Source organism: Paenibacillus sp. MMS18-CY102 (genome assembly GCF_009789195.1).
Taxonomy (GTDB): Bacteria; Bacillota; Bacilli; order Paenibacillales; family Paenibacillaceae; genus Paenibacillus_T.
Genome location: NZ_WSTC01000025.1, coordinates 61,911 through 86,300, shown reverse-complemented (window position 1 = coordinate 86,300; position 24,390 = coordinate 61,911). Strand labels below are relative to the sequence as shown.

Annotated in this window: 23 protein-coding genes, 1 pseudogene and 1 riboswitch; of the genes and pseudogenes, 9 read left to right on the top strand and 15 right to left on the bottom strand. The window is 52.6% G+C overall.

Going from position 1 to position 24,390, the window contains the following annotated elements; all coding sequences use genetic code 11:
• A pseudogene (locus GON22_RS18375) lies at positions 1 to 855 on the bottom strand (hypothetical protein); the annotation flags it as partial.
• A 344-nt stretch (positions 856 to 1,199) separates the two neighbouring features.
• Here GON22_RS18375 and GON22_RS18370 point away from each other — a divergent pair.
• Positions 1,200 to 1,934: an ABC transporter ATP-binding protein gene (locus GON22_RS18370; RefSeq protein ID WP_160397570.1), complete on the top strand. Its 735-nt coding sequence runs from the start codon at positions 1,200 to 1,202 to the stop codon at positions 1,932 to 1,934.
• Positions 1,934 to 3,178 carry an ABC transporter permease gene (locus tag GON22_RS18365; protein WP_160397569.1) on the top strand — a complete coding sequence of 415 codons (1,245 nt, stop codon included), beginning with the start codon at positions 1,934 to 1,936 and terminating at the stop codon, positions 3,176 to 3,178. Before GON22_RS18370 ends, GON22_RS18365 begins: the two co-directional genes overlap by 1 nt.
• Before the next feature lie 40 nt (positions 3,179 to 3,218).
• Here GON22_RS18365 and GON22_RS18360 read toward each other — a convergent pair whose 3' ends face one another.
• The 7 genes from GON22_RS18360 to yyaC all read right to left on the bottom strand — a co-directional run bounded on the left by GON22_RS18360 (position 3,219) and on the right by yyaC (position 10,595).
• The gene (locus GON22_RS18360) at positions 3,219 to 4,001 is read right to left on the bottom strand and encodes a PilZ domain-containing protein (protein WP_160397568.1); all 783 of its coding nucleotides are present in this window, start codon (positions 3,999 to 4,001) and stop codon (positions 3,219 to 3,221) included.
• 93 nt (positions 4,002 to 4,094) lie between these two features.
• Positions 4,095 to 4,189, bottom strand: a riboswitch (cyclic di-GMP riboswitch).
• A 24-nt stretch (positions 4,190 to 4,213) separates the two neighbouring features.
• A complete protein-coding gene (locus GON22_RS18355; RefSeq protein WP_160397567.1) occupies positions 4,214 to 5,296 on the bottom strand; it encodes an HD-GYP domain-containing protein in 1,083 nt (360 codons plus the stop codon).
• Between the two features lie 109 nt (positions 5,297 to 5,405).
• On the bottom strand, positions 5,406 to 7,211 hold the full coding sequence (locus tag GON22_RS18350) for a histidine kinase N-terminal 7TM domain-containing diguanylate cyclase (protein ID WP_160397566.1): 1,806 nt from the start codon (positions 7,209 to 7,211) through the stop codon (positions 5,406 to 5,408).
• A complete protein-coding gene (locus GON22_RS18345) occupies positions 7,208 to 8,377 on the bottom strand; it encodes a class I SAM-dependent methyltransferase (protein ID WP_160397565.1) in 1,170 nt (389 codons plus the stop codon). Before GON22_RS18345 ends, GON22_RS18350 begins: the two co-directional genes overlap by 4 nt.
• Positions 8,378 to 8,414: 37 nt before the next feature.
• Positions 8,415 to 9,128 carry a DUF6483 family protein gene (locus tag GON22_RS18340; protein ID WP_160397564.1) on the bottom strand — a complete coding sequence of 238 codons (714 nt, stop codon included), beginning with the start codon at positions 9,126 to 9,128 and terminating at the stop codon, positions 8,415 to 8,417.
• A 42-nt stretch (positions 9,129 to 9,170) separates the two neighbouring features.
• Positions 9,171 to 10,001: an alpha/beta fold hydrolase gene (locus GON22_RS18335; RefSeq protein ID WP_160397563.1), complete on the bottom strand. Its 831-nt coding sequence runs from the start codon at positions 9,999 to 10,001 to the stop codon at positions 9,171 to 9,173.
• Positions 10,002 to 10,052: 51 nt separating this feature from the next.
• The gene (yyaC, locus tag GON22_RS18330) at positions 10,053 to 10,595 is read right to left on the bottom strand and encodes a spore protease YyaC (protein ID WP_160397562.1); all 543 of its coding nucleotides are present in this window, start codon (positions 10,593 to 10,595) and stop codon (positions 10,053 to 10,055) included.
• A gap of 162 nt (positions 10,596 to 10,757) precedes the next feature.
• Here yyaC and GON22_RS18325 point away from each other — a divergent pair, with 162 nt between their 5' ends.
• Positions 10,758 to 10,982, top strand: coding sequence for a DUF1128 domain-containing protein (locus GON22_RS18325; protein WP_160397561.1), 225 nt, complete (start codon positions 10,758 to 10,760; stop codon positions 10,980 to 10,982).
• A gap of 91 nt (positions 10,983 to 11,073) precedes the next feature.
• Here GON22_RS18325 and GON22_RS18320 read toward each other — a convergent pair whose 3' ends face one another.
• The 4 genes from GON22_RS18320 to GON22_RS18305 form a co-directional block, all read right to left on the bottom strand.
• Positions 11,074 to 11,541: a hypothetical protein gene (locus tag GON22_RS18320; protein WP_160397560.1), complete on the bottom strand. Its 468-nt coding sequence runs from the start codon at positions 11,539 to 11,541 to the stop codon at positions 11,074 to 11,076.
• Between the two features lie 249 nt (positions 11,542 to 11,790).
• Positions 11,791 to 13,374 (bottom strand): UDP-glucose--hexose-1-phosphate uridylyltransferase, encoded by a 1,584-nt coding sequence (locus GON22_RS18315; protein ID WP_160397559.1) that lies wholly within the window; start codon positions 13,372 to 13,374, stop codon positions 11,791 to 11,793.
• 31 nt (positions 13,375 to 13,405) lie between these two features.
• The gene (galE, locus tag GON22_RS18310) at positions 13,406 to 14,395 is read right to left on the bottom strand and encodes a UDP-glucose 4-epimerase GalE (protein ID WP_160397558.1); all 990 of its coding nucleotides are present in this window, start codon (positions 14,393 to 14,395) and stop codon (positions 13,406 to 13,408) included.
• A gap of 29 nt (positions 14,396 to 14,424) precedes the next feature.
• Entirely contained in the window at positions 14,425 to 15,597 is a 1,173-nt protein-coding gene (locus GON22_RS18305) for a galactokinase (RefSeq protein WP_160397557.1), read from the bottom strand.
• Positions 15,598 to 15,788: 191 nt separating this feature from the next.
• Between GON22_RS18305 and GON22_RS18300 the strand changes: the two genes are divergently transcribed.
• Complete coding sequence (locus tag GON22_RS18300) at positions 15,789 to 16,655, top strand: AraC family transcriptional regulator (RefSeq protein ID WP_160397556.1); 867 nt, start codon at positions 15,789 to 15,791, stop codon at positions 16,653 to 16,655.
• On the opposite strand, the gene GON22_RS18295 is transcribed toward GON22_RS18300, so the two are convergent.
• Complete coding sequence (locus tag GON22_RS18295) at positions 16,646 to 17,716, bottom strand: asparaginase (protein WP_160397555.1); 1,071 nt, start codon at positions 17,714 to 17,716, stop codon at positions 16,646 to 16,648. The two genes, GON22_RS18300 and GON22_RS18295, sit on opposite strands and share 10 nt — an antisense overlap.
• Positions 17,717 to 17,869: 153 nt before the next feature.
• On the opposite strand from GON22_RS18295, the gene GON22_RS18290 reads away from it, so the two are divergent.
• On the top strand, positions 17,870 to 19,111 hold the full coding sequence (locus GON22_RS18290; protein WP_160397554.1) for an NAD(P)/FAD-dependent oxidoreductase: 1,242 nt from the start codon (positions 17,870 to 17,872) through the stop codon (positions 19,109 to 19,111).
• 63 nt (positions 19,112 to 19,174) lie between these two features.
• On the opposite strand, the gene GON22_RS18285 is transcribed toward GON22_RS18290, so the two are convergent.
• Positions 19,175 to 19,738, bottom strand: coding sequence for a general stress protein (locus tag GON22_RS18285; RefSeq protein ID WP_160397553.1), 564 nt, complete (start codon positions 19,736 to 19,738; stop codon positions 19,175 to 19,177).
• 222 nt (positions 19,739 to 19,960) lie between these two features.
• Here GON22_RS18285 and GON22_RS18280 point away from each other — a divergent pair, with 222 nt between their 5' ends.
• From GON22_RS18280 to GON22_RS18265, 4 genes are all read left to right on the top strand, one after another.
• The gene (locus tag GON22_RS18280; protein ID WP_160397552.1) at positions 19,961 to 20,296 is read left to right on the top strand and encodes an STAS domain-containing protein; all 336 of its coding nucleotides are present in this window, start codon (positions 19,961 to 19,963) and stop codon (positions 20,294 to 20,296) included.
• A 21-nt stretch (positions 20,297 to 20,317) separates the two neighbouring features.
• Complete coding sequence (rsbW, locus tag GON22_RS18275; protein WP_160397551.1) at positions 20,318 to 20,797, top strand: anti-sigma B factor RsbW; 480 nt, start codon at positions 20,318 to 20,320, stop codon at positions 20,795 to 20,797.
• Complete coding sequence (locus tag GON22_RS18270) at positions 20,794 to 21,567, top strand: sigma-70 family RNA polymerase sigma factor (protein ID WP_160397550.1); 774 nt, start codon at positions 20,794 to 20,796, stop codon at positions 21,565 to 21,567. Before rsbW ends, GON22_RS18270 begins: the two co-directional genes overlap by 4 nt.
• Before the next feature lie 158 nt (positions 21,568 to 21,725).
• Positions 21,726 to 22,997 (top strand): magnesium transporter CorA family protein, encoded by a 1,272-nt coding sequence (locus GON22_RS18265; protein WP_160397549.1) that lies wholly within the window; start codon positions 21,726 to 21,728, stop codon positions 22,995 to 22,997.
• A gap of 57 nt (positions 22,998 to 23,054) precedes the next feature.
• Here GON22_RS18265 and GON22_RS18260 read toward each other — a convergent pair whose 3' ends face one another.
• A complete protein-coding gene (locus tag GON22_RS18260) occupies positions 23,055 to 24,224 on the bottom strand; it encodes a PP2C family protein-serine/threonine phosphatase (protein ID WP_202113309.1) in 1,170 nt (389 codons plus the stop codon).
• Positions 24,225 to 24,390 lie beyond the last annotated feature (166 nt).

The window sequence follows — 24,390 nt, the reverse complement described above, 5'->3', positions numbered from 1 at the left end:
CGCCGCGTGGGCGCCGCCGCTGGCGGCGAAGCGCTCGGGCGCGGCCGCGAGCCGGTAGGCTAGCGCAGCGATGGCGCTGAGCCAGCCCGCGCTGGCGAGCCAGAGCGCGAGCTGGCGGCCGCGCAGCAGCAGCGCGCCGAACGCGAAGCTGGCGGCGCAGGCTAGCGCAGCACCGCGCGACTCGGTGAGCAGGAGCGCGAGCATGAGCGGCCCTGCGAGGCAGGCGCATAGCCGTGAGCGCAGTTGGCTCCCGCTGCGGCTAGTGAGTACAGCGAGCAGCCAGAGCAGCAGCGCTGCTGCCCACGCGCCCTGCGTATTTGGATATTGTACGAAGCCAGCAAGCCTGGTCCCTATAGCGGATAAGCGAACATCCGGCGTATGAAAAACGAAGCCGGCTGGAACAGGCAAGCCGCCACTCCACCCCATTACGGTAGCAAGCCCAATTAAGCCACAAGCTACAACCAGCACAACGCTTGGGGCAAGGCGTCTCTTCGTTCTAGCCGAATGCAGCAGCAGGCAAGCTAATGCAGCGATTCCCAGCCATCGCACACATTCAGCTGCTGTGGCCGATTGGCTTAATGTGCTGCCGAGCCGCAGGGCGGCAAGGCTGAGCACAGCAAGCCCGAACAAACACCAATACACCAGTTGAACAATGTTGCTCGCCTTGTTTTCTTTTATAAAAACCGATACAAGCCCTGCTGCGCATACGAGCAACATCGATGCAATGGCCGCATCATTCCGTGCATACATTCCCGACGCAATCAGGGACACAGCTGTCCCAACTGCTGCCGCTGCCAGTATGCCCATCGCCACAAATTTTTCACGCTGCACCTGCCCCGCTCGCTGCACTCGCATCAGAATCCCCTTCCCTCTACTGCCTTGCTACGAGTATGTCCGCACCCTCCCCCTCCCAAACTAGCGGTGAAGCCGAAAAATGTGCCCTATTCTACCCGGTGTGAGTGAATCGAGCGGTTAGGGCAGGAAAAACTACCCTATTCCACCCAATGCAGATGAATCCAACGTTTAGAGCAGATTAATCTACCCTATTCCACCCAACGCAGGCGAATCCAACGTTTAGAGCAGAAATAACTGCCTTATTCTCTCCGACGCGCAATTGCAGCTTTTTCTGCACCTGAAACTTTCTTTCCCTCCAGCTCGTTACTATCAACAATTGAACGGAAATAGGAGGCCTACTTAAAATGATTCGATTAGAACAAATCTCCCACGTGTACCAGCTGGGCAAAAAGGGAGGCGAACGGACCGTTCCAGTTCTGAAGGGGATTAATTTGCATGTAAATGCAGGGGAGATCGTCACGCTGGTCGGGCGAAGCGGCTCTGGCAAATCAACGCTGCTGCACGCAGCTTGCGGATTCATTCGGCCGACGGAGGGCCGCGTTATTATTGACGGGCAAGACACGTCGAGGTTCAACGAAGGCGAGTGGGCTGATTTTCGGAGATCACGGATCGGCGTTGTATTCCAAAGCTTCCAGCTGATTCCGAGCATGACAGCATTCGAGAATGCCGAGCTCCCTCTCGTATTGGAAGGCGTCAGCGAGGCAGAACGACATCAACGTACTATGCAGTTGTTCGAACGTTTCGGGCTCACCGATTACGCACAGCACTATCCTGGCGAACTATCAGGCGGACAGCAGCAGCGTGTTGGCATCGCCCGTGCGCTGGCGCTTCGGCCAAGCATCGTCTTCGCAGACGAACCGACAGGCAGTTTGGATTCGGAGAACGAACGGCAGTTTCTCACAACGCTCCAACAGCTAAACGCAGAGGAACGCATTACGTTCCTGATCATTACGCATGACGAGCATGTCGCTTCAATCGGGCATCGTACTGTTCGCATGGAAGATGGGCTTTTGGCTGAAACGATCAACACGCGGCAGCAACAAGGTTCGCCTGCGCCCGGCTCGGAGGTGGCTTTGTAATGAAAGCGAAAGACCGAATTCGGTTTGTCCGGCAAAATATGGGCAAAAACAAATCGCGTATTGCGATGACTGTCCTCGCGACGGCAATGGGCTGTACGTTCCTTATCATGATTGCTTCCGTTGCATTCGGATTACAAAAAAGCATCGTGGAGGATGCCCTTCACGGGCGAAAAGTAACCCAGATCGAGGTGGCTGGCAGAGGGGCTGGCGACGGGAACCGGGCGATCACAACCGAGGACATTAATGTTTTGCGTAAGCCTGACTATGTGAAAGCCGTTACAGTGAGGTATGGGTTGATCGGCCATTGGGAGCTTAAAGGCGGTTACAGTGCAGACGGCATGATTCGAGTAGCAGATATGGCGGAAGAGTCCAAATCAGGCTTGCCTTTATCCGAGGGGCGATTGCCTCAAGCACCGGATGAGGCCGTCGTCGGCTATCATTTTGCCAGCCAACTGAAAACGAAAGACGGCCAGCCCTATACAGGCACACTAGTCAACACGGCCGTTTCGGCCACGCTCACGTTGCCATCCCCAGATGGCAAGAGCCCTGATAAGACTGAGATTCACGAGATGAAAATCGTCGGCGTGCTTGAGAAGCCGGCTCGCGAATATATGAATGACTCGTCCTTCATAGCCGACCTATCAGCCCTCCAGTCTGCTCAGCTTCTCTCGGGCCTTGAGCCTTCTGAGGTGTCGGTCTACGCAACCTCTGCGAATAAGGTAACGAAGGTGTCCAAAGCGCTTCGCGCGGAGCAATTTCTCGTCTACTCGGTTGCAGATGAGCTGAAGCAGATGGATGTCGTCTTCTTAATTATGAAAATCGGGCTTATCTTCGTTGGAACGATCGCCGTGCTCATTGCTTCAATTGGCATCTACAACACAATGACGATGGCTGTCACTGAGCGCGCACCGGATATTGGCATCATGAAAGCGATCGGGGCGCATCCGAAAACCATTCGCAGCGTATTCCTGCTCGAGAGCTTTGGAATCGGCGTATTCGGCGCCATCATCGGCACCGCTGTCGCCTACGTGCTAAGCACATTGGTCAATATAATCGTGCCTCCGATCGTGAAAGCATCGCTCGACTCCAATGTACCCGAAGGCTTCGTCTTCTCTTACATTCCATGGACATTAACGGCGCTTAGCATTCTGATCAGTGCTGGCGTGGCCATCCTATCCGGCCTGCGCCCTGCAGCGCGGGCTACTGGAATTGATGTGCTTCGTGCACTCCGCCGCGATCTATAGTTACTCAGGTTAGGCAAGCAGGCGCTACAACAAAAGCCGCTCAACCATTTGAGCGGCTTTTGTTTTTATTTTGCTTATTTCGATTATGGTAGAACAGGCCCACCTGCTCGCGCAAAATGAACGCACGAAGCGCCCGGCGCTGCTTCTCGCCTACACTATCTAATCGGGCACCATAATAAAAGCCATCCTCCTGCAGCTCTCGCCTTACAATGATAAGATCGCAGTTGATCGCCCCATCTAGGCCAACCTGCAATTCAGCTTCCAGCGTGTCGCCGACAGATAAGCGCTCGGAGGATTGCTCCAAAACAAAGCCAACACCCGATAAACTAATATTGCGGAGCGCGATTTGTAATTTGTCTGACCGTTTGTCATGCTCCCCGTTCAGCTCATGCAGATGCGCGAGCAGTTCATCATCATCGAGCTCGTCCGGCGACATGGCATGGTTCCATTGCGGCCGTTCCTCCGCCAACGTAATCTGCTCGGCTCCCTCCTGCTGCAATCGAAGATTGCCTGTCGCTGTCACATCAACCCGCGGACTCTCACGCTTCTCCACAAATTGAAAGGCACGAGGCGGAAAAATAACCGCAATCGACCCTTCATCCTTGCCAATAATGGTAGACTGCAGCCGATGAATGCCAGCCGGCGAATAAAACGTCATTTGAACCGAATCGCCTAACTCAAACCGTTTATACTCATTAAGTTCGATTCCTAGCAAATCCCCCTCAACGTATATCGAAATTCCCGTCGTTACGTAATCATGCTTCTCCACAACTGTCCGGCTATGAACAAGCGCTTTCGGCGAGATCATCTCTTTGGTCGACAAATCAGCACGCACCCCCCTTGTTAGCTGGCCCAGAAAAAAGAAAAAAAGCCGCATCATTTAAGAAGCCGCTCCAAGCTTAGGCAAGGAAGCGAATTCGGTAACCAGGCTGCCAAATATTCCGTCCTTGACGGCTATTAGGCCCTATAGCTTTGCGTCCTTGCCTTTCAGCAAGTTTGCCATTATCGTTCGATCGTGATTGCTATTCAATTGAATTACAGTTCCTTCACAATGAGAATGCTTACTTCATTCTTCAGGTCAATCTCATACACACTCGAGGGCCTGCTGCCATCTGCTTCTTCAACTATTCGTACAGTTGGGCGATGTACCGCAAGCGAATTGTTCGCCGATACGACCGCAATCTGCCCCGTATTAAGCAGTACCGTTGTCGCAACTGGATAAACCGAAATATGCTTGCAGAACAGCTTAACGAGCTCATAGTCAAAATACGTACTGCCGGAGGCGAACAAAAATTCAATCGCTTCCGAAGGCGTATGCCGCTTCCGATGCGGCCTTGGCGATGTCAACGCGTCATACACATCAGCAATCCCGACGATCTGGGCATACAGATGAATCTCATCTTGCTTCAAGCCACGCGGATAACCAGAACCGTCGAAACGTTCATGGTGCTGAAGCGCGCAATGGGCAGATAGCAATGAAATATCATGCTGCTTGCGCAAAATATCGAATCCTTCGGTCGTGTGGCGCTCCACCAAAGCTTTCTCTGCTGGCGTTAATGGGCCGTCCTTATTAATCAACTCAACCGGCACTTTCGTCATGCCGATATCGAACAGCAATGCCCCAATGCCAAGCTCCTCTAGCTGCTGGCGGTTAAAGCCCTTAGCGATGCCAATAATGCCCGACAATATCGCAACGTTAACCGCATGCTGGTACAAATAAGCATCCGTCACATGAATATTCGTCAGGTTGACCATAACGTCGTCGCGCACAATGACATCATTCATAATTTCACCGAATACTTGCTTCAGGGTACGCCCCATCTCTGGAGCAACCGTGCGCCCGCGCATGAACGTCTGGTCCTTCAAATTCGCTGTCGTCTGGTAAATCGCATTGACCGCTTTCTGTCTTGTTGCTTCCCGAATCGCCTCTGGCGGTTCGAGGTCTTCGGTGAATTCGTCCTCCACAAACAGCATATCTATGCCAAGCGATCGCAGCCGTTCAATAAACCGTTCGTTCAACTCGACACCTGCACCGAGGAGGACGTTCCCATTCTCTTGTAAGACGGGCTTGGCCAGCTTGTTGCCAGGCTTAATCTGCTGGATGCTTATCTTTCTCATTTACGTATTTCCCGCCTTTAGTTGCAGCAAAATAATTGATTGCATTAATGATTGTACCATGACTAGCTAGTTACTGACTACGCTATCTGTTATGCGGATTTTGAGCTTCTTATGGCTCGAGGTTCTCCCACTTCACTTCGCTGCATACCACTTGGTTTCGACCGGCGTTTTTCGCTTCATAAAGCGATTTATCGGCAACCGCCATCAACTGGCGCAAGTAGTTTGCAGGCTCCTTCATCCTTGAAGGATTCAGCTTGCGCTCGACTACAACCCCGAGGCTCACTGTAACGGATAGTTTCATCCCTTGCAGAAGCGCAAGCGGCGGCGACGCCGATTCCCCTATAGCCGCTGTAGATTGCGGATCAACGTTTTCCTTGATCTGATCGCTGTCGGATCCCACAAGGTGGCGCTCGCTAACGATCACTTCATTTCGTTCAATTTCGTGCCGGATCCGTTCCGCCATGGCAATCGCATGTTCACTTGTAATATGGGGCATGAAGACGGTAAATTCCTCTCCCCCGTATCGGGCGAGCACGTCATTAGGCCCGATCAACTGCTGAATTTTCTGGGCCGTACGGACAAGTACCGCATCGCCAGCCAAATGCCCGAATGTATCATTCACCTTTTTGAACAAGTCAATATCGAATAGCATGATCGCAAAGGAGGATTGATTCGCAGCTAGTTTCGGCAATTCGCTCTCGATCTTGCCCATCAAATATCTGCGGTTAAAGCAGCCCGTTAACCCATCCGTCACCGCCATGCGCTCCAGCTTGCGATTCGCAGCAGACAGCTCCTCTTGCATCATTAGCAATTCTTTATTTTGTGTCTGCAACGTCTCATTCTGCCTTCTCGTCGCTTCTAACAACATTCGGTAATCGGTTACATCTTGGACTGTAATTACGCGTCCCGTCGATTGGTGCTTCTTCGCCTCAATTGGCGCAGATACAATCACGACATGGCGTTTAGCTTGCCCAGAGGCAGGGACTAGCACTTCGATTTCAAGCCGTTCTTGCGCCTTTGCTTCATGCCATTCAATGAATAGCTCCGTCTGCTCAGCAACAGCCCGCATCGAGCGCAGCATCGCTCGCATATCAAACCGGTCTCCGACCCTAAATGGCACGATTGGCCGCATTGCACGGTTAATGTCAGCGACGATGCCTTCATCGTTCATCACGACAATGCCCGTCGTCATGGAGTTAATAACGTCCTGTTGGGCAATTTCCACCAAATCGAACAATCGATTACGCTGAATCGCAATAACAAAATAAAGCCCGCTAAGCGTCATCCCCATCGACAGCAGCCCAGGAATAACCATGCCACTTGATCGGAAAATAACGTTAACTGTAATATCGGCAAGCCCGAACATAACGAATAGAATTAATCCGCGTTGTGCCATTTGCACCTGTTTGCGCAAATGTGGAGTACTTTCTGGATCGCGCAGTGTTCGAAGCATCATTTGAATCGCCCGTGCCATATAACCAAGCAGCACGACGACGAGCAGCCAGAACAGCGGCCCATACTGCGACTCCATCAGGCGCGCGCCTGTCCCCTTTACGAACAACCCATTCGGGTTCCATACAATAATTGCAGCAGTCGATAAGGACGGAAGCGCTGCCAGAAACAGGTGCTTCTTGGACAGAATATAAGAACGCCCCGTTAAAAACACAGAAAACACATACCACCCAAACCCAAGCACGGAGAGGCAAATGTACATGATTTTCAAAATGTAATGCCGATACTCTGCTGTTTCCGCCATATAGAGCACCGTCTGTCCAAGCGGCCAATTCAGCATAAACAAATGGAACAGCAAATAAATGCGATGCAGTGCGGTAAACGACCCGCGGATGAATACGAGGATGAACAACGACAACAGGATTAAATAATCAATGAATTCAATCCAGATGCCATACATCATCGTTCACCCGCGCGCTCCGGGAATGGAAGCCGCTCCGCAAGCGCCTTTTCTAGATAAGGCTGAACTGACAGCATGTCGCGGTAGCGAACGTACTCCTCCCATTTACGTAGCCTGGCAGCTTCCGAAGAAGAGGCTGCTACAGCCCTTATCAGCAAATTTTTGGGCGTATGCTCAGGATCAATAAACTCCAACATTTGAACTTTGTAACCTACCGATTCCAGCAAAGAACCACGCGCCGCATCTGTGGCGAGTGCCGCGAACCGTTCCTTCAACAATCCATGCCCGAGCAATGGCCTCAGCGCCTCATTCTCGATTTGGCGGAATAACTCATGCTGGCAGCAAGGCACCGATAAGATTACCTTTGCCCCCCAGCCAACCGCTTTGGCCAGCGCTGCATCCGTCGCTGTATCGCATGCATGGAGCGTGACGACCATGTCAGCCGATGCCGACTCATCATACTGCGCAATATCGCCAACCATAAACCGCAACCGATCGTAGCCCAGCTTGTCTGCTAGCGACTGGCAGAAGGCGATAACATCCGCTTTTAGGTCCAAGCCGATGACATTCAGGTCATAGCCTTTCTCAACCGCAAGCAAATGGTAAAGCGCGAACGTTAGATACGATTTGCCGCAGCCAAAATCAATAACCGTAATCGGGCGATCTTGCGGCAAATGCGGCAATACGTCGCTAACCATCTCCAAGAAACGATTGATTTGCCGATACTTGTCCATCCGGCTATCTTTCACCTTGCCTTCGGCTGTCATAATGCCCAGCTCTACAAGGAATGGCGCGGGGGCTCCCTCCGCGATTACGCGATTTTTGCGGCGATTATGTTCCTTTGCTTCCACGGCGGCTCCTGTTGCTGGCTTGCGCAGCACAGCTGCTTTTCCCTTCTTGCTGAAGAGCAGTTGGTAATCTGCGTCCCGTGTCTTAATTAGCGCCTGGCGATATTGGCTTTCAAGCCAATCTGCCATCCGTGCGCCCGCTTCGGCTTCGGCTACATTCTCATGCGTCGCCTTATTGGCATAATGATATTCAAATTGATAATACAACTGATCCTTCAGCCGAATCGGCCGGATCGTCGTTCGTGAGGGAGCATCGCCGTCCTTGCGGCGAAGCTGGCTAAATGTCGCCTGCAGCACAGCCCCTTCATCCACCCATTGCATGAAATCCAACCGCCATTGTTCCATAAGTACGTCAATTTCACTCCTTCATTCGTTCAAGCCCAGCAATGCCTAGCAATACCTCATCGCGCGGCAATCCACCTGCTATTAGCTGTTCATCACTTCGTTGTTCGAGCCGTTCATAAAAAGCCGCCGCTTCTTCCACTCGCGCATCGCCGTCCTCTAGCATGGCGTACCACAAGTCCTCTGCCTTGTCATAGCGGCCCCGCCGCTCATATCCATCTGCCGCTAGCTTCCCAGTCCGCGCTGGCAGCCTAACGCCCGCCAGCTTAGCCAATAAAGGCGCGGCTTCATCTGCACGTTCCTGCTTGGCATGCTCGCCAATAATACGCTCGGCTCCCCCAGATGCGAGCAACTCTTCCGATAGCGCATGCTTATGAGCCTGCTCCTCTAGCTCAGCCGCTAGATGCATGTGCAGCGCTTTGCCCCTGAGCACGTTCGCTTCCGCTTCGCGGCCCAGCTCTTCGAGCGTATCTGCTTCTGCTCCCATAAGAAGCCCCAGGGCTCTAATATCGTCAGGATCAGCCGTTCCACGCTGCCCCAGCATGTCGATTAAGTCTTCAGCCGACAGCCTCCGGGCAAGCTCCGGCCGAATTCGAAGCAGCTTCTCGAGCAGGTCGCCGGACAAAGACAACGCCTCTTCATGCTTTTGCTGGCGCCGTAGCCCCATCATCTGGCCCAACGCCTCTGTCATTCCGGCAATCATTCGCATCATGTAGTCACGCTGCAGCATAGAATCTCTCCCCATGAAGTGATATCAAGCTCGTTCAGGCGGTTACTTTCGTTCTATAAAATCATTCAATGCAGCAGCAAGTTCCTCTGGCGTCTCTATCATTCCCATATGGCCTGCTTGCTCAAGCAGCACCTGCTTCACGCCTGCACGGTTCGTCGAAAACGTCCGCTCCGGTGGTATGACGCCATCCTTCTGGCCTGCCACCAATAGAACGGGCTGGCTAGACGATTCAAGGATTGCAGTGCGGTCTAGCCGCTCCTTCATTCCTAAAGAAACCGCTATTGCCCCTGAAGCTGACGTTCCACGTCCAATCGTGATTGCTTGCTGGACAAGCTCTTCGTGGGTGCCATCTTCCCGAACCGCGAACAATTTGGGAATAAGCCCCTCGACGAATGCTCCAATCCCATAATCGCGAATGGATGCAACGGCACGGTCTCGATTGTCGCGGGCAACATCGGTATCTGGGAACCCTGTCGAATGTACAATGCCGAAGGAGCGCAGCTTGCCCGGATGCCGTTCAGCCAACGCAAGCGCAGCGTATCCGCCAAGCGAATGCCCAAACAAATGAACGGGTCCTAACGCCAGCCCTTCGATCAGGGCAGCTACGTCTTCTGCAATTTCTTCCATCGTATATACTGCATCCGTTGGCGCCGAAGAACGGCCATGCCCTCGCATGTCAGGAACGATAATCCGCCTGCTTGTGCGCGCTAACAACGGAAGCACTTTCTCCCAATAGGCCGAGCTTCCACAAAAGCCATGCAGCAGCACAACAGCAGCATCCGCTTCGCCCTCCGGCTGCGTATCGGCATAAGCTAACGTCACCGATCCATTACGCAAAGCAATGGTGTTATCCGCAATAGAAACAATGTTCATCCGAACTCCTCCTAAATGATTCGCTAATGGGTCCCATTCTTTCAAGCTAGCCTAGCGAAGCGCACGGTCAATGCTGCTCGCTGCTGCCTTAGCCATCTCCATAACCAAATATAGGGATGTCGCTTGAAGCGTACGATATGGCTTCGGGCCAAGCTCATTTACGACGCCAGCGATCGCATAATCGCCAATCGGGTCCAGCTTGAGCCCAACGCCCTCTCCCGGACGAAGGGGGCCTTCGCTCACTGCATATTTGCCAACTGAATCTGCCTTCCCCAGACAAGCATCAATCGTTATCGTAATCATTCCCTCTTGCGGAGCAATCTGCAATGTTGCAATTTGTTTGGCGTCAAATGGACAGCCTAGCGTGCCGATTACGTCCTTCCAGCCAAATTCCTTTAACATCGAACCGACTAAAGGCCCAAATGCATCCCCCGTTGATTGGTCCGTCCCAATACAAACAAAACGGATGGACGCTCCTTGCTTCCGCTTTACGGCAACCGCCTGCAAAAACGTTTCAATACCTTGTGCATCAACGGTTACCGACGCTTTTTTCTCAACGGGTTTTACCCGATGTTGTCTTCTGCGCAATCCCATGTTACCGCTTCCCGTTCCTTCCCATCTGTCTAGTCCATGATACTTGATTTCGATATGATCAGCAATGAATAGCGTGCCCTTCGTTCAGCGATCATGGCGATGCGAGCGCAAGCATGGTACAATACATCACATCAATTAGCATTCTGGAGGAAGGGGATTCTTATGAACCTAAATGAAGCGACACTGGAAAACGTCGAATATATGATTGACACGATTAAATCAAAGTTAAAAATGGCAACAGCTGCAGCTATGCAATCCACACACTTTGATCTTGCTCGCTATGAGGATATTAAAGACCTGTACGACGTTGTCATTTCCAAGCCATCGTTCAGCATCTCGGAGGTCGAAGCGCTTGTCTCAGAGTTAGGAAAATTGAGGAATTCGTAACTTACAATAAATAACATTAATTTCTATAATTCGACAGTTATTAAAACAAACAAAACCGAGGCATGTCGAATGTCCTCGGTTTTGTGTTTATTTACGCTTGCTCCGCTAACTTCTCTTCCGGCTGCTCCGGCGTTTCCACCGCTGCAATCGTTTCGATTGCAAGCTTAACCGTCACTTGCTTGTTTTCCCCTTTGAGGAACTGGGCTGCGCGCTCAAGCTTCTCTGCCAATTCATTGCCGCTAAGCGTCACATTAAGATGATAGGAAAAATGGTCGCCCGGCTGTTTTGCAGCCGCATAAGCTGGAACTGCGAACCGGTCGCCGCCGTAAATATTCTGGGATACAGCTTCGCCCGGGAAAAACTTATCCGACTTATTAACCACGCGCTCGTAAATTCGTAATTTCTTAAGCAGCATGTAATATTGTGCGGAATGTTTAAATCCCCATGCATCGCGAATATCCTTTAGTGTGTAATCCATTTTCCATCTTTTGAGCTTTTCCACCTGTTCTTCGGTTTCCAATTGCAAGAAATCATCCAATGGAATGATTGCGTTTGACATAATACACCCTCCATCCTTCGATTAAGCTATCATGATTGTACTAAATAATCATTAGATATTATCCATTAATTATTTAAGATTACTATAAAATAATACCATAATTTTTTGAGTGATGCCAACTCTCGCATCAGAAAACTTTCAGACAAAATTCGTGTGGATTTGTGCTTTTCATATCCATTTAAACAAAAAAAGCAGTTTTTATTCTCTCTTACGAAAGAAAAAAACTACTTTTTTTTATAACCAATATTTTTAAGCTTGAATTTCCAATCCTAGCGTTTCGAGGAATTGGCGAAAAGCGAGCCGGCCCGCTTCCCCTGTTTTGTAAACACCCGCATCTTGCAAGACAGCGTAGAACTTCTCCCCAGTCTCCTTGCGCAGCACCTCAGTTGCTTCCTCGCTGCTTAATTGTGAACCGTAACGCTCCAACAGTTCCTCAATCCAGCGCGCATGCGGATGGAGTGCAAACTGTTCGTCCTGCGCCTCCGCAGCTGTCCATACTTGCTGTCCGGCCAAATAAGCCGCAATCGCTTCGAGTTCTGATTTAAGGCGGCCAGGCAATACCGCTAGCCCCATCACCTCAATCAGCCCGATATTTTCTTTCTTAATGTGATGAAGCTCCTTATGCGGATGAAAAATGCCATAGGGATGCTCCTCACTCGTTCGGTTGTTGCGAAGCACAAGATCCAGCTCGTACTCGCCTTCGCGCAAGCGTGCAATCGGCGTAATCGTATTATGTGGAATGCGTCCGCCGTCTGCTCCATCGCTATAGGCATAAATGCCAGCCGCCGGATCAGAGTATTCCCGCCATGCATCTAATATCCGGTTCGCTGAAGCCAGCACTGCCGCACGGCCCTTGCCCTTCACACGAATGACAGACAACGGCCAACGGACGATGCCGAACCGCACGCTAGGCAACTTTGCATCAGTGAACACAGCTTCCACTGGCGCTGCCTCCATTGGGAAGGTGTGCCTGCCTGCTTGAAAATGGTCATGATTCAAAATCGAGCCGCCTACAATCGGCAAGTCCGCATTAGAGCCAATGAAATAATGCGGCATCCGGTCGATAAAATCGAGCAAACGCACGAACGTGGCATGCGATATGCGCATTGGCGTGTGCTCGCCCTTAAACACGATGCTATGCTCGTTGTAATACACGTACGGCGAGTATTGGAAGTGCCAAGGCTCCCCTTGCAGCGTAAGCGGCAATACACGGAGGTTTTGCCGGCCCGGATGGTCCGCACGGCCAGCATAGCCGACATTCGATTCGCAAAGCAGGCATTTCGGATAACGGCTAGGAGGCAACGCCTTCAGCAGTGCGATCTCTTTGGGATCTTTCTCTGGCTTGGACAGATTGACCGTAATTTCGAGGCTGCCTGCTGGCGTCTCATGCCGCCAGTATTGATTTTTGCGAATCCGGCCCATCTGAATATAGTTCGAATCAATATTAAGCTGGTAAAACTGCTTCGTCGCAGCTTCGATCCCTTCATTCTTCTCCGTCTGGCCGAATTGCGCTGTTATTGCTGAAGGACGCGCCATGAGGAGGCCCATCAGGCGAGCATCGAACAAGTCGCGCTGCGTCGTCGTTCCATCCGGAATTAGCCCTTGCTGCACCGCGTAATCAAGCAGCGGTTCCAGCACTGGAATCGGGCTGTCCAACTGCTCGGCCGGTATCGCCCCTTCATATGGCGCATTGAAGCCAAACAGATCGAGCAGCAGATTCCTTACGTATGATTCGTCCATAGGCTCAAACATGCCGCGCTGGCGCGAGAATTGGACAAGCCTTTCGATGAGCAGCGCCGCTTGCCCGGCATCGATGCGATGTTGTTCTGTCATAGCTGTCGCTTCCTTTCTTGCAACTATCCGCTTAAGCCTTCGAGTAGCCTTGCGGGTTCGCCAAGTGCCATTGCCATGCGCTGCGAATGATGTCTTCCAGCTTATCGCGCTTAGGCTGCCATCCGAGCTCTTGCCGCGCGCGTTCCGACGATGCAATGAGTACAGCAGGATCGCCCGAGCGGCGCGCTTCATACACGACCGGAATATCCCGCTCCGTTACTTCGCGTGCAATATCAATCACTTGTTTGACCGAGAAGCCTTGGCCGCTGCCTAGGTTGTAAATCGCGCTTGCTTCGTTGCGGCGCAGGCGGTCTACGGCAAGAATATGGGCGTCTGCCAAATCGCTAACATGAATATAGTCGCGCACGCAAGTGCCGTCCTCTGTCGGGTAATCTTCGCCATACACAGAAATATGTGAACGTTGTCCTAACGCTGCTTGCAGCACGATTGGGACCAAATGCGTCTCAGGGCTGTGGTCCTCGCCAATTTTTCCGCTAGCATGCGCACCTGCCGCATTGAAGTAACGAAGGGAAACGTAACGAATGCCGTGGGCCGTATCAAACCATTTCATCATTTTTTCCATAGCAAGCTTTGTTTCGCCGTATGCATTCGTTGGCAATGTACGGTCATTCTCCGCAATCGGCACCCGTTCTGGCTCGCCATAGGTTGCAGCCGTCGACGAGAACACGATTCGTTTCACGCCATGCTTATTCATCGCTTCGAGCAAGCAGAGCGTGCCGTATACATTGTTATGATAGTATTTGCCCGGATTCGCCATGCTCTCGCCTACAAGCGAGTTAGCAGCGAAGTGAATAACCGAATCGATCTCATTTTCCTTCAATACGCTGTCTAGAAAAGCCTCGTCACGCAAATCGCCGACATACAGCTTGCCGCCCAATAGGGCATCGCGATGCCCTTGCTCCAAATTGTCGATAATCACGATCTCTTCCCCACGCTCTTGTAGCGCTGCAACCGTATGCGAACCGATATAGCCGGCTCCGCCTGTTACTAATACTGCCATAGTTTCCCTCTCCCTTTGGCCAATTAAATTTAAATAAGCTCTTCGACGCCGTTGCCAATGCTACAAATATAGAAGTCTGCAACCAGCCCTGTCGCTTCGGTATACTTTCGCCCCACTTCATCCTTGAAGCGCTCGATTGCATCTTCATGAACGAGCGATACCGTACAGCCCCCGAAACCCGCCCCTGTCATGCGCGACCCGAGTACGCCTTCGACGCCTTGCGCGGCTGCTGCCATCGCATCCAGCTCCGCCCCCGTTACCTCGTACAAATCACGAAGCGAGTCGTGGGAGCCATTCATCAGTTTGCCGAAGGCAACCAAATCATTCGCCTTGAGCACCTCGATCGAACGAAGCACGCGATCAATTTCTTCAACGACATGCCTTGCGCGGCGGCGTACCGTCTCGTCTTGGATCAGATGCGCATTCGCATTAAACTGCTCCAGATTGATCTGTCCGAGCAACGCCAGTGAAGGGAATGCTTGGCGAAGGTCAGCGACCGCTTGCTCGCATTGGCTGCGGCGCTCGTTATATGCAGAGTCTACTAATCCGCGCCGTTTGTTTGTATTGCCAATTACTAGTTTATATGATCCGGATTGGAAAGGCACGAAGTCATATTCCAGCGTATCGCACATGAGCAAAATCGCATGGTCCTTGCGCCCGTTGGCTACTGCGAATTGGTCCATGATGCCGCATTGCATGCCGTTAAATTCATTCTCTGATTTTTGCGAGAGCTTCGCGATTTCAACCGTATCCGCCGGCTGCCCTACAGCTTTCAGCAGCGCAAATGCGGTTGCTACTTCGATTGAAGCGGAGGAGGACAAGCCCGCGCCGTTCGGGATCTCGCCATGATATAACAGTTCAAAACCGCCGCCGAAGCTTACGCCGCGGCTTTGCAGCTCATGAACAATCCCTTTCGGGTAGTTCATCCAATCGTCTTCCTTCTTATACGAAATCGCATCTAGCGGCAGCACGCCGCGCAGTTCAAAGTTCGTTGATGCGAGCGCCAGCTTGCCGTCTTGGCGAGGGCGCAGCAACACTGTCGTGCCAAACGTTAACGCGGCTGGGAACACGTATCCGCCATTGTAATCGGTATGCTCCCCGATGAGATTAACGCGGCCGGGAGCGTGGAAGACGCGAATGCCTTCTTCTGATCCTCCATATAGCTGGACGAATTGATGTTTCAACGATTGAATATCTGCCATGCGATGATCACGATCCTTTTCTCTTGTCTGGAGAACATTTATCTTGCCTTCAGTATAATGATTTCCATGCCCGCCGAAAATGGTGGCATGTGCTTTACATATGGATTTATGTGACTTTTCGTTTATTTGGCTTTGCCTATGCTACAATTGCCTTACCGCTTAATTGACCAGAAAGCTTGGTGATCGCCACGATGAAACGCCCTTTTTCCTACGCGGTAGCCTCGAATCTTGCTGCGGAGCGAAGCCGCCTCCTTCATGTGCTGTTCGCAGGCGAGAGCCAAACAAAGCCGGGGCATCGTCTTGGCCCGAAGGTATATGACTATTATTTGATGCATTATGTATTGTCCGGCTCCGGGACCTTTACCGATGGAGAGACGAATTATGCGCTGCGGGCAGGCAGCACGTTCCTCATCGAACCCGAACGGCTAATTAGCTACGCTTCGAACGAAGTTGACCCCTGGCAGTATCGATGGATTGCATTTGAGGGCGAAGAGGCTGCACGCCTGCTAGCCGGCTGCGGATTCGGCCATTCGCATCCTATCTCGCATATTGAAGCGAATCCACGCATCGGCGTGCTGTACCGCCAGGTCTACCATTCATTGCGTGAAGGCGGCCCGCAAGCCGCCATGCTTGCGACGGGCTACTTGCATCTCCTCTTCGCCGCATACGGCAACGCGATGTCTGGGCTAGAAGCCCGGCCGATGCGCACCGGCGGCGACGGCGACGTGCTTGTCCGGCAAGTGACGCATTACTTATCCGCCCAATATGCAGTCCCTGTTTCCATTGAACAAATGGCTGAAGCGCTCGGCTATAATCGGGCCTACCTGTCCCGCGTATTCAAACAAAAGACCGGCATGGCGCCGGTCGCATTCTTGCTAAGGCTGCGGATTGATAAAGCCCGCCAACTGCTGCGCGAGCGCCCAGAGCTAACCGTCGAGCAGATCGCGCATTCCGTCGGCATTCCGGACGCCTTATATTTTTCCAAGCAATTCAAGCGGTTTTACGAGCAAGCGCCTTCTGCCTATCGCCACGATATGCTGTACGGGGATCAAACGTAAGAATCAAGCTTGAAAACCGCCTCTCGCTTTCCGACGATACGGTCCGCATCATTGCGAAGTTCTGCTGGAAACGCCGCATCGATTCGCCCGCTAAGGCCTTGTGCCGTTTCCTGAGCGATAATCCCCATTGCGCCCAACTGCTTCAGCGCTTCCGAAACAATAGCCGGCCAAGCCGGCTCGGATCCATCGGAAACTTTCACGATTAGCCCAAGCTGCTCGTTCCTCAGCCCCACTGCAAAAACACCCTGTGCGCCACTCTTGGCAATTGTATGCGGAGCGGACAGCAGGAGGCTAGCAAGCCGCCCCTTGCCTTCCACCAGCTCTGGATGCTCGTTCATGCCACTCGTTATGCGCGCAATGGTTGCTCTCACCGATTCCTCCCAGTCCATCGGAGGGGCTGCAAGGCGCGCATATACAAGCGCCAGCTTGCGCATCGGGATGGCGTAGACAGGCAGCCCACAACCATCGAAGCCACCCGATAAACAATCGACAGGCATATCGGCCACAAAACTAATCCAATGCTTAATTTCCTGCTGGACGGGATGCTCCGGCTCTGCGTAGCCTTCCGCCCGCCAGCCTTGGAGCTGGCAGGCTGCCAATAGCCCGATATGCTTGCCGGCACAATTATGGAAGAGCTTGCGCGGCCGACCGCCCTGTTTTATCCATTCCTCTCTCGCATCCCCTTCGAGCGGCAATCCAGCGTGAAAAACGAACTGTTCTTCCTTAACTCCCGTCTGCTTCAGCATCGTTAGAAGCGCAGCCAGATGTGCCGGCTCGCCTCGATGGGATGCTGCCAGCATCGCTATTGCAGCGGACGAAAGCCCATAAGCGTCCAGTACGCCAGCCTGAAGGATAGGGATCGCCTGCAGCGGCTTGGCCGTAGACCGCATAAAGGCCAATACATCAGGCGAGCCCACGCCTGCGACTAGCTGGCCATCCGAATCGACAACTGCAATATGCCCATTATGCACATTCTCGACCTGAGTGCCCCGAAGGGTAACTGCAAGCGGAATGCCCCCTATCTCATTCGGCAATAAATGTACCGATTCTTCCCCTGCCATATGCCGCCTCCTCTACGATTCCCTGCCTACACGTACGGTTCCATAACCATCCTTATTATATTCCGCCTGCGCCAACTATGGGCAGCATGAATCTACAGCCAATCGCATTGGATGCTTCAAATTGGTTATCCTACCATGCAGGAGTGATAGCTGATGACAAAAAAAACATTACATGCAGGCTTACTATACTGGCCTACAACACTTCCAGCGGTCCAGGCGTACGAACCGCTTGGCCTACAAGATGCCGAGTTTGATGTTGTCATCGTTGGCGGCGGCATGTCTGGCACCCTATGCGGTTATGTCCTTGCGAACAGCGGCATTCGGGCCGCCGTTGTCGAGCGGGATGATATCGCGTCCGGAAGTTCGTCTGCGAACACAGGGCTCATTCAGTTTTCCAACGATATTATGATGTGCGAGCTGGCCGACCAGATTGGAGAGCCGAACGCCGTAGCCTTTTATAAAGCGTGCAAGCAAGCTGTCGAACAATTGGCGCTTCTTGCGAATCGGCTGCCAGCAGATCTTGAGTTCAAACGGCGCCCCAGTTTATATTTGGCAAGCACTGAACAGGATTTGCCCAAGCTAAGAAGGGAATTTGAGCTGTTGCAAAAGCATGGATTCGACGTAGATTGGTGGACGCCTGATGACATTCGGGCTCATTTCCCTTTCACTAAATCCGGCGCGATTGTGGCCCGGGGCGATGCGGAGGTCAATCCGTATAAGCTCGTGCATGCGCTAGCAGACGCCGCTGTACAAGAGGGGTTGACGATCTATGAGCATACCGGCGTCCAACAGCACATCACCAAAGATGGCATACACCGCCTCTCCACGGCCGAAGGCGGCGAACTTAGGGCGAAGCATGTCATCTTTGCTATAGGCTATGAGCCCGAGGAGCTTCGGGGCCAATTCATCAAAGCAACCATGAACCAAAGCTTCGTCATAGTGACTCAGCCCCAAGCATCTTCGTTCGATGTATGGCATGAACGCTTTATGATTTGGGAAACTGCTCGCCCTTATCTCTATTTGCGCACCGATAGCAACAATCGGATAATTGTTGGGGGATTGGACCAAAAGGGGATGGTTCCCCTCAGTAGCGATGTACCGCGGCAAGCGCAGATCGGCAAGCTCTACAAGCAGTTGCTTGCGCTATTTCCAACGATGAGCGCACCAATCGATTACGCGTGGTGTGCAACGTTCGGTGAATCCCGCGACAATTTGCCGTTCATTGGCAAGGATCCGGCTAGGGAGAATGTCTATTACTCTCTTGGATACGGCGGCAATGGCATTGTATACAGCCTTATTGCCGCTCGTCTTCTTCGTGATTTGATTAATGGGGAGCAGCCTCCGCTAGCGGATATCGTGAGGCTAGATCGGCCATCCTTGCAGGCATTAACTTAAATGCTAAGTGACCGGCAACACAAAGGCCATCCTCGCGAAGCAGGACGGCCCAACTGCCATGCCTTATAAAATGTCCGTAGCGCCATTATTGCGGAACACAGCCTCAGCATTGCCTAGCCTTGATAAATCAGGCCCTCCGTCCTTTTCAAGCAGCGATGCGCTATCTGAGGTCGAAACGGCGACGAGCGTTGTGCCAGCTTTTAACGCTTCCCTGCATTGGTCCAAATGGTTATGCTCGACATCTAATGCGATTAGTGCCCGATTCGCGCTGCTGTCTTCCACTGTCAAGGCAGAAGCGGTTAGATAGGCTGCTGTCGCAAAAGGGACCGCGCCTGCAGAGGAGATTCCGCCGTATGGCGTTCCAACGGCTATTACAGATGCGCCTGCTAATGCATTTTGGCGCATCGCACCGTTATCCAGCCCGCCGTCCGCGTCATGATGAAGCGTTTCGACAAGTTCCTGCAGCTCGTCAACATGGACGCCGCTCTCCGACTCCACCATGCGAGAGTGGAACCGATCCTTCGCAATGACGCGGATATCGCTTTCTGTAAACCCTTCTTGAAGGAGCTGTTGGATTGCTGCTGTCGCCTGTGCTTCTGTCTGAAAAAAACCGATTTTGCTTGCCATATGGCAGCCTCCTCTTTCGCCCCTGTCCTGAATAGCTGGCTAAAAGCGAATAATTTGATTACATTATGCCCCTGTCTAATGCATCTATCCGATTCATTAAGTGCCAGCAGCGCCAAATTGCCAGCAGCCCCCTAATTGCTGCCTGTTTCATAAAAGCTTGTTTGCGGTTATGGTTATTTCATAGATAATAGGTAGAGAGAAAAAATAGGGAAGAGGGGTTTGATGATGACAGCACCCGAGAAATTTTATCTGCGAACGGAAAATCAGGAGGGCAAGTGCACCGTATACGTGAATGGTGAGCTTGATTTGGAGTCTGCCTCGCAGATGCGGGCTGCAATGGCTCCTCTCGTCGAGCTAACCGACCGTGAATTGGCGCTTAATCTTCGCGACCTGCGCTACATTGACAGCACCGGCATCGGCATACTCGTATCTGTACTCAAAGCGCGCCATGCCAAAAATGCCCCATTCACCGTTGAAGCGATACCAACGAATATTCGCAAACTATTCGATATGACCGGCATAACGCCATTCTTGTTGAATGCCGGAACTTCATCCTAGCTGAGAGGAGCACCTAATACGATGAATGCGAAAGAAGAAGTCGTAACGATGTTCGTGCCCGCAGCAGCCGAATATGTGGATTTAGTTCGCCTCGCCCTCTATGGCATTGCCAGTAAGATGGGCTTTAACTTCGAGGAAATCGAAGATATGAAGGTTGCACTGTCTGAAGCATGCAACAACGCCGTGCTGCATGCTTACGGCGATCTAGCAAGCGGCGAATCCTTGCATGTGCAAGCGCCAGAGCCTCGCGTCGAAATTCGTTTTATCAAACAAGCAGAAGCTTTATCCATTGTGGTAAAAGATGACGGCAACAGCTTCGATGCCGCTGCTGCCGCACGCAAGGCGGAATCCTTGCACGGGAAATTGATTGGCGAGCTTGAGGCTGGCGGGCTTGGCTTGTATTTGATGCAAGCGCTCATGGATCAAGTTGAGGTACAAAGCGGCGCGGGAACCCAAGTCATGATGACCAAACGGCTCAGCAAAAGCGGCGAGCTTGCATGACCTTTCAGCCATCAAAGTCGCTGCAGGATAGCACGGCGCTGATTGCGGATTATCAACAAAGCCCGAATAATGACAAAGCAACCATTCTGATTGAAAAACACGCGCCCATGGTCAGGATGGCTGCTGGCAAGATCGCCCGCAATCGCCCCGATCTGTTCGAGGATCTGGTACAGGTAGGGCAGATGTCCCTACTGAAACTGTTCCATCAATATGATCCATCGGTAGGCGTACAATTCGAGCCGTATGCGATGAAGAGCATCATTGGCCACATGAAAAACTATTTGCGCGATAAATCATGGTACATTCAAGTTCCGCGGCGAATCAAGGAAAAAGGCATCGCCGTTCAGCAAGCCATTGACGAGCTTACTGTCAAACTGGAGCGATCCCCCAAAGTAGAGGAAATCGCAGAGCGAATGGAGCTTACCGTCGAAGAAACCGTCGAGATTCTTGGCGGACGGGACCTGTACCATTACGTGTCGCTCGACACGCCAATCTCCGAAGAAGATAGCACGACCACGCTCGGTGAGCTAATCGGCTCTCCGCTCGACGACTTCGGCCTTATTGACAAGAAACTCGATATTGAGGCAGCGATGGCTGCCCTCAAGCCAGAGGAGCGGCAAGTGCTGAAGCTTGTATTCGAGGATGGCGAGCCGCAGCGCGTTATCGCGGAACAGCTCGGCGTCTCTCAGATGAGCATTTCACGGATCCAGCGGCGAGCAATCGAGAAGCTCAAACATAGCTTGTCCGAGGACGGCAGGCAAGATGAATAGCCCATAACACGCACCGATTATTGCCCAATGGCGATATATCGGTGCGTTGTGCTGTTCCAGCGTTTCCGCTTGCAGTTGCCCCCTTGTTCGGTTCAGGGTATGATGGTAAGAGCAGAAATTTGACGGTTATGGGAAATGGGATCGGCGGGAGGCTTAGTATGAATGAACGAATGTTTCGGTTTCCGTCCGGCTGGGAATGGCTACAGCTCCGTCAGCCGTTCGCACCGGAGACAACGTTGCCTTCTTCTGGCACTAGTTTAATCGGGCAAGAAGATGGGATGGGCGCTTCCCCCCTTTTGCCGCCTCGTGCAAACCGGCAGGGCGCCAGCAAGCCGGCAACCGCGGGAGGCATACAACAAGCTAAATTGCAGCAATTGCAGTTGGAACGCGAAGATGCGGGCAGCCGCTTGCTCGCACTGAAACAGCGGTTGCCCGAGTGTGCAGGTTGGCTGGATGATTGCTTCGAGCGCAGCGCTAACCACATCGTTGTCCATCGCCTTGACGACGGGCAGCCTGTTTTATATGGCTCGTTGCTTATCCAGCAAACGTCCGACAAGGCCGACATTCAGCCTTTACGGTTCTGGGTCACCCATCAAAAGCTAGTGACAATCCATGAGGATTGGCGCTTATCTATACGCACACAGCAAGCCCCATGGGATACACAGCTTAACCAGTGTGCATCCGGCGGCGAAGCTTTCCTGACGGCGCTGAGCGCACTGCTGGAGCCGCTGCATCATGGGCTCGACGGCTTCGAGTCGCGATTAAGCGACTTAGAGCATGCCATGCGCAAACGTAATCGAATGAACTTGATGGCGGCGATTTTTGACCGGCGGTATGATTTGCTTCACTGGAGCCACCTGTATATGCCGATCAAGGAGCTCTACGATGCCATGCAGGAGACGTTCGTCGGCACTCTAGCGGAGACGGACGCGCATATTCGCCTTCAGCATAAGCTTGAGCGGATCGGCTCTCTATTGTCCGCCTATGCGGCTGAGATCGATACGTTGATCTCGATGGATGATGCCATCTCCAGTTTCCGGGGCAACGACATTATGAAGACGCTCACGATATTTACCGTTCTATTCATGCCTGCGACGATTGCCGGCACGCTATGGGGAATGAATTTCCGCAAGTTGCCGTGGTCGGACGAGCCTTGGGGCTTCATCGGCATGTGCCTGGTCGTCATTCTGTGCACGGCTGGCATTTACTTTTGGTTCTGGCGCAAGGGCTGGACAGGCGACCTGCTGAATGCGAAGCTGCCTAGCCAGGAGCCAGCAGCGAAGCAACCAAAGAAAAGCCGCAGCAAACGCCGGTCTCGCCGATCACCATCGGCTGCGCAAGCGGAAGACCGCTCCATTACGGCAGCGGCCCTGCTGTCCCGCTCGGCTTCTGAGCAATCCTTAGCCGACAAGCCGCGCGGGCGAAGCTAATAGCAACAAATAGAGCCTCACGATGGCTGATGACAGCATCGTGAGGCTTTTGCTTATTTATTGGATGGATACCCATAGCAAGCACCGGTCATCCGCACACTCTTGTTCCGCCTCGCTCTCCCCGAAGAGCGTCGACTCCCACTGCGTTGCAAAGGAGTCGCCTGTACAGCCAGCTAGCAGCCTGCCGAGCTTCTCTCCTGGCTGCTCCTCTTGCATGCCATCAACCGGATCAAGCAGGCCGTCCGTGAACAGCACGATTCGGTCCCCTGCGCCGATGGATACCGTCTGCTTCGTCACCGTTATCCCGTCGAATATGCCGATCGCTGGGCTTCCGCCAGTCAAGTACTCGGCTTCACTGCTCCCGCTTCTTAGCAGCAAACCTGGCGGATGCCCTGCATTCACGTATTCCGCCACACCGCTAGCTAGGTCAACAACCATATAGATGCCTGTAAAATAATAATGGATGAGCTGGTCGGAGAAGTTGAGCTGCATCGCGCGGCGGTTAAGCTCATGAACCACCTTGTCCGGATCCGTTAACGAACCCATCGCTTCCTTCAGAATCGAAGCAATGAACATGCAGACGAGCGAGGAGGAAATCCCATGTCCCATCGCGTCGATGACGACGACTGCGTAACGATTGTCATCAATGCGATGCCATGCGTATAGGTCACCGGACAATTCCTCCGAAGGGCGATAGATGGCATCGATCACGATCCGCTCATTTTCAAGCCGGCTAGGCAATACCGCATACTGAACCTCACGCGCTAACTGCAGCTCATCGCGCAAACGGCGGTCCCGCTCCTTATGCCAATCTTTCTCCTGCTTCAATCGAAGCGCAGAGCGGATTCTCGCCATCAGCTCGACCCGGTTAATCGGCTTCGTCACATAGTCCGTCGCCCCTGCATCAAGCGCCTCCGCCAGCTTCTTGGAATCTCCAATCGCCGTTACCATAATGATCGGAATATCTTTCAATCGCTCAAGGCCATGAATTGTCCGGCAGGCCGTAATGCCGTCAATGCGCGGCATCATCATGTCCAATAGGATCAGGTCCACACCGGGATCCTCTGCTTGGTGCTGGGTATCATTGCCTTCCTCGTCCAGCCCTAGCTGCCTATAAAGCTCCATCGCTGAAGCAGCTGTCGTAATGTTCTGATAGCCGGCCCGTTTCAGCATTTCTTGTACAACTGTGACGTTCATCGCATTATCATCCACGATTGTTATCCGCATACGCCGTCTCCCGTTGCGTTCCTGTGCTTTCATCTTGCCCTCGACTCCTATCCGTTCATTCCATTGTTCCCGTTTCATCGCGTCCTACTTCCTTACCCTTCCCCCCTTGCATCGAATCAGCAGCAGTGGGTTCCGATAACCTGCTACAGCGGCCAACAAAAAATCC

Bases quoted from the DNA above. Each gene is read 5' to 3' on its own strand.
- GON22_RS18285 (WP_160397553.1), bottom strand. From the start codon at position 19,738: ATGGCAAGCAAAATCGGTTTTTTTCAGACAGAAGCACAGGCGACAGCA.
- GON22_RS18260 (WP_202113309.1), bottom strand. From the start codon at position 24,224: ATGCGGATAACAATCGTGGATGATAATGCGATGAACGTCACAGTTGTA.
- GON22_RS18365 (WP_160397569.1), top strand. From the start codon at position 1,934: ATGAAAGCGAAAGACCGAATTCGGTTTGTCCGGCAAAATATGGGCAAA.
- GON22_RS18315 (WP_160397559.1), bottom strand. From the start codon at position 13,374: ATGACAGAACAACATCGCATCGATGCCGGGCAAGCGGCGCTGCTCATC.
- GON22_RS18320 (WP_160397560.1), bottom strand. From the start codon at position 11,541: ATGTCAAACGCAATCATTCCATTGGATGATTTCTTGCAATTGGAAACC.
- galE (WP_160397558.1), bottom strand. From the start codon at position 14,395: ATGGCAGTATTAGTAACAGGCGGAGCCGGCTATATCGGTTCGCATACG.
- GON22_RS18370 (WP_160397570.1), top strand. From the start codon at position 1,200: ATGATTCGATTAGAACAAATCTCCCACGTGTACCAGCTGGGCAAAAAG.
- yyaC (WP_160397562.1), bottom strand. From the start codon at position 10,595: ATGGGATTGCGCAGAAGACAACATCGGGTAAAACCCGTTGAGAAAAAA.
- GON22_RS18325 (WP_160397561.1), top strand. From the start codon at position 10,758: ATGAACCTAAATGAAGCGACACTGGAAAACGTCGAATATATGATTGAC.
- GON22_RS18295 (WP_160397555.1), bottom strand. From the start codon at position 17,716: ATGGCAGGGGAAGAATCGGTACATTTATTGCCGAATGAGATAGGGGGC.
- GON22_RS18290 (WP_160397554.1), top strand. From the start codon at position 17,870: ATGACAAAAAAAACATTACATGCAGGCTTACTATACTGGCCTACAACA.
- GON22_RS18305 (WP_160397557.1), bottom strand. From the start codon at position 15,597: ATGGCAGATATTCAATCGTTGAAACATCAATTCGTCCAGCTATATGGA.
- GON22_RS18335 (WP_160397563.1), bottom strand. From the start codon at position 10,001: ATGAACATTGTTTCTATTGCGGATAACACCATTGCTTTGCGTAATGGA.
- GON22_RS18265 (WP_160397549.1), top strand. From the start codon at position 21,726: ATGAATGAACGAATGTTTCGGTTTCCGTCCGGCTGGGAATGGCTACAG.
- GON22_RS18340 (WP_160397564.1), bottom strand. From the start codon at position 9,128: ATGCTGCAGCGTGACTACATGATGCGAATGATTGCCGGAATGACAGAG.
- GON22_RS18350 (WP_160397566.1), bottom strand. From the start codon at position 7,211: ATGATGTATGGCATCTGGATTGAATTCATTGATTATTTAATCCTGTTG.
- GON22_RS18280 (WP_160397552.1), top strand. From the start codon at position 19,961: ATGATGACAGCACCCGAGAAATTTTATCTGCGAACGGAAAATCAGGAG.
- GON22_RS18345 (WP_160397565.1), bottom strand. From the start codon at position 8,377: ATGCAATGGGTGGATGAAGGGGCTGTGCTGCAGGCGACATTTAGCCAG.
- GON22_RS18270 (WP_160397550.1), top strand. From the start codon at position 20,794: ATGACCTTTCAGCCATCAAAGTCGCTGCAGGATAGCACGGCGCTGATT.
- rsbW (WP_160397551.1), top strand. From the start codon at position 20,318: ATGAATGCGAAAGAAGAAGTCGTAACGATGTTCGTGCCCGCAGCAGCC.
- GON22_RS18300 (WP_160397556.1), top strand. From the start codon at position 15,789: ATGAAACGCCCTTTTTCCTACGCGGTAGCCTCGAATCTTGCTGCGGAG.
- GON22_RS18355 (WP_160397567.1), bottom strand. From the start codon at position 5,296: ATGAGAAAGATAAGCATCCAGCAGATTAAGCCTGGCAACAAGCTGGCC.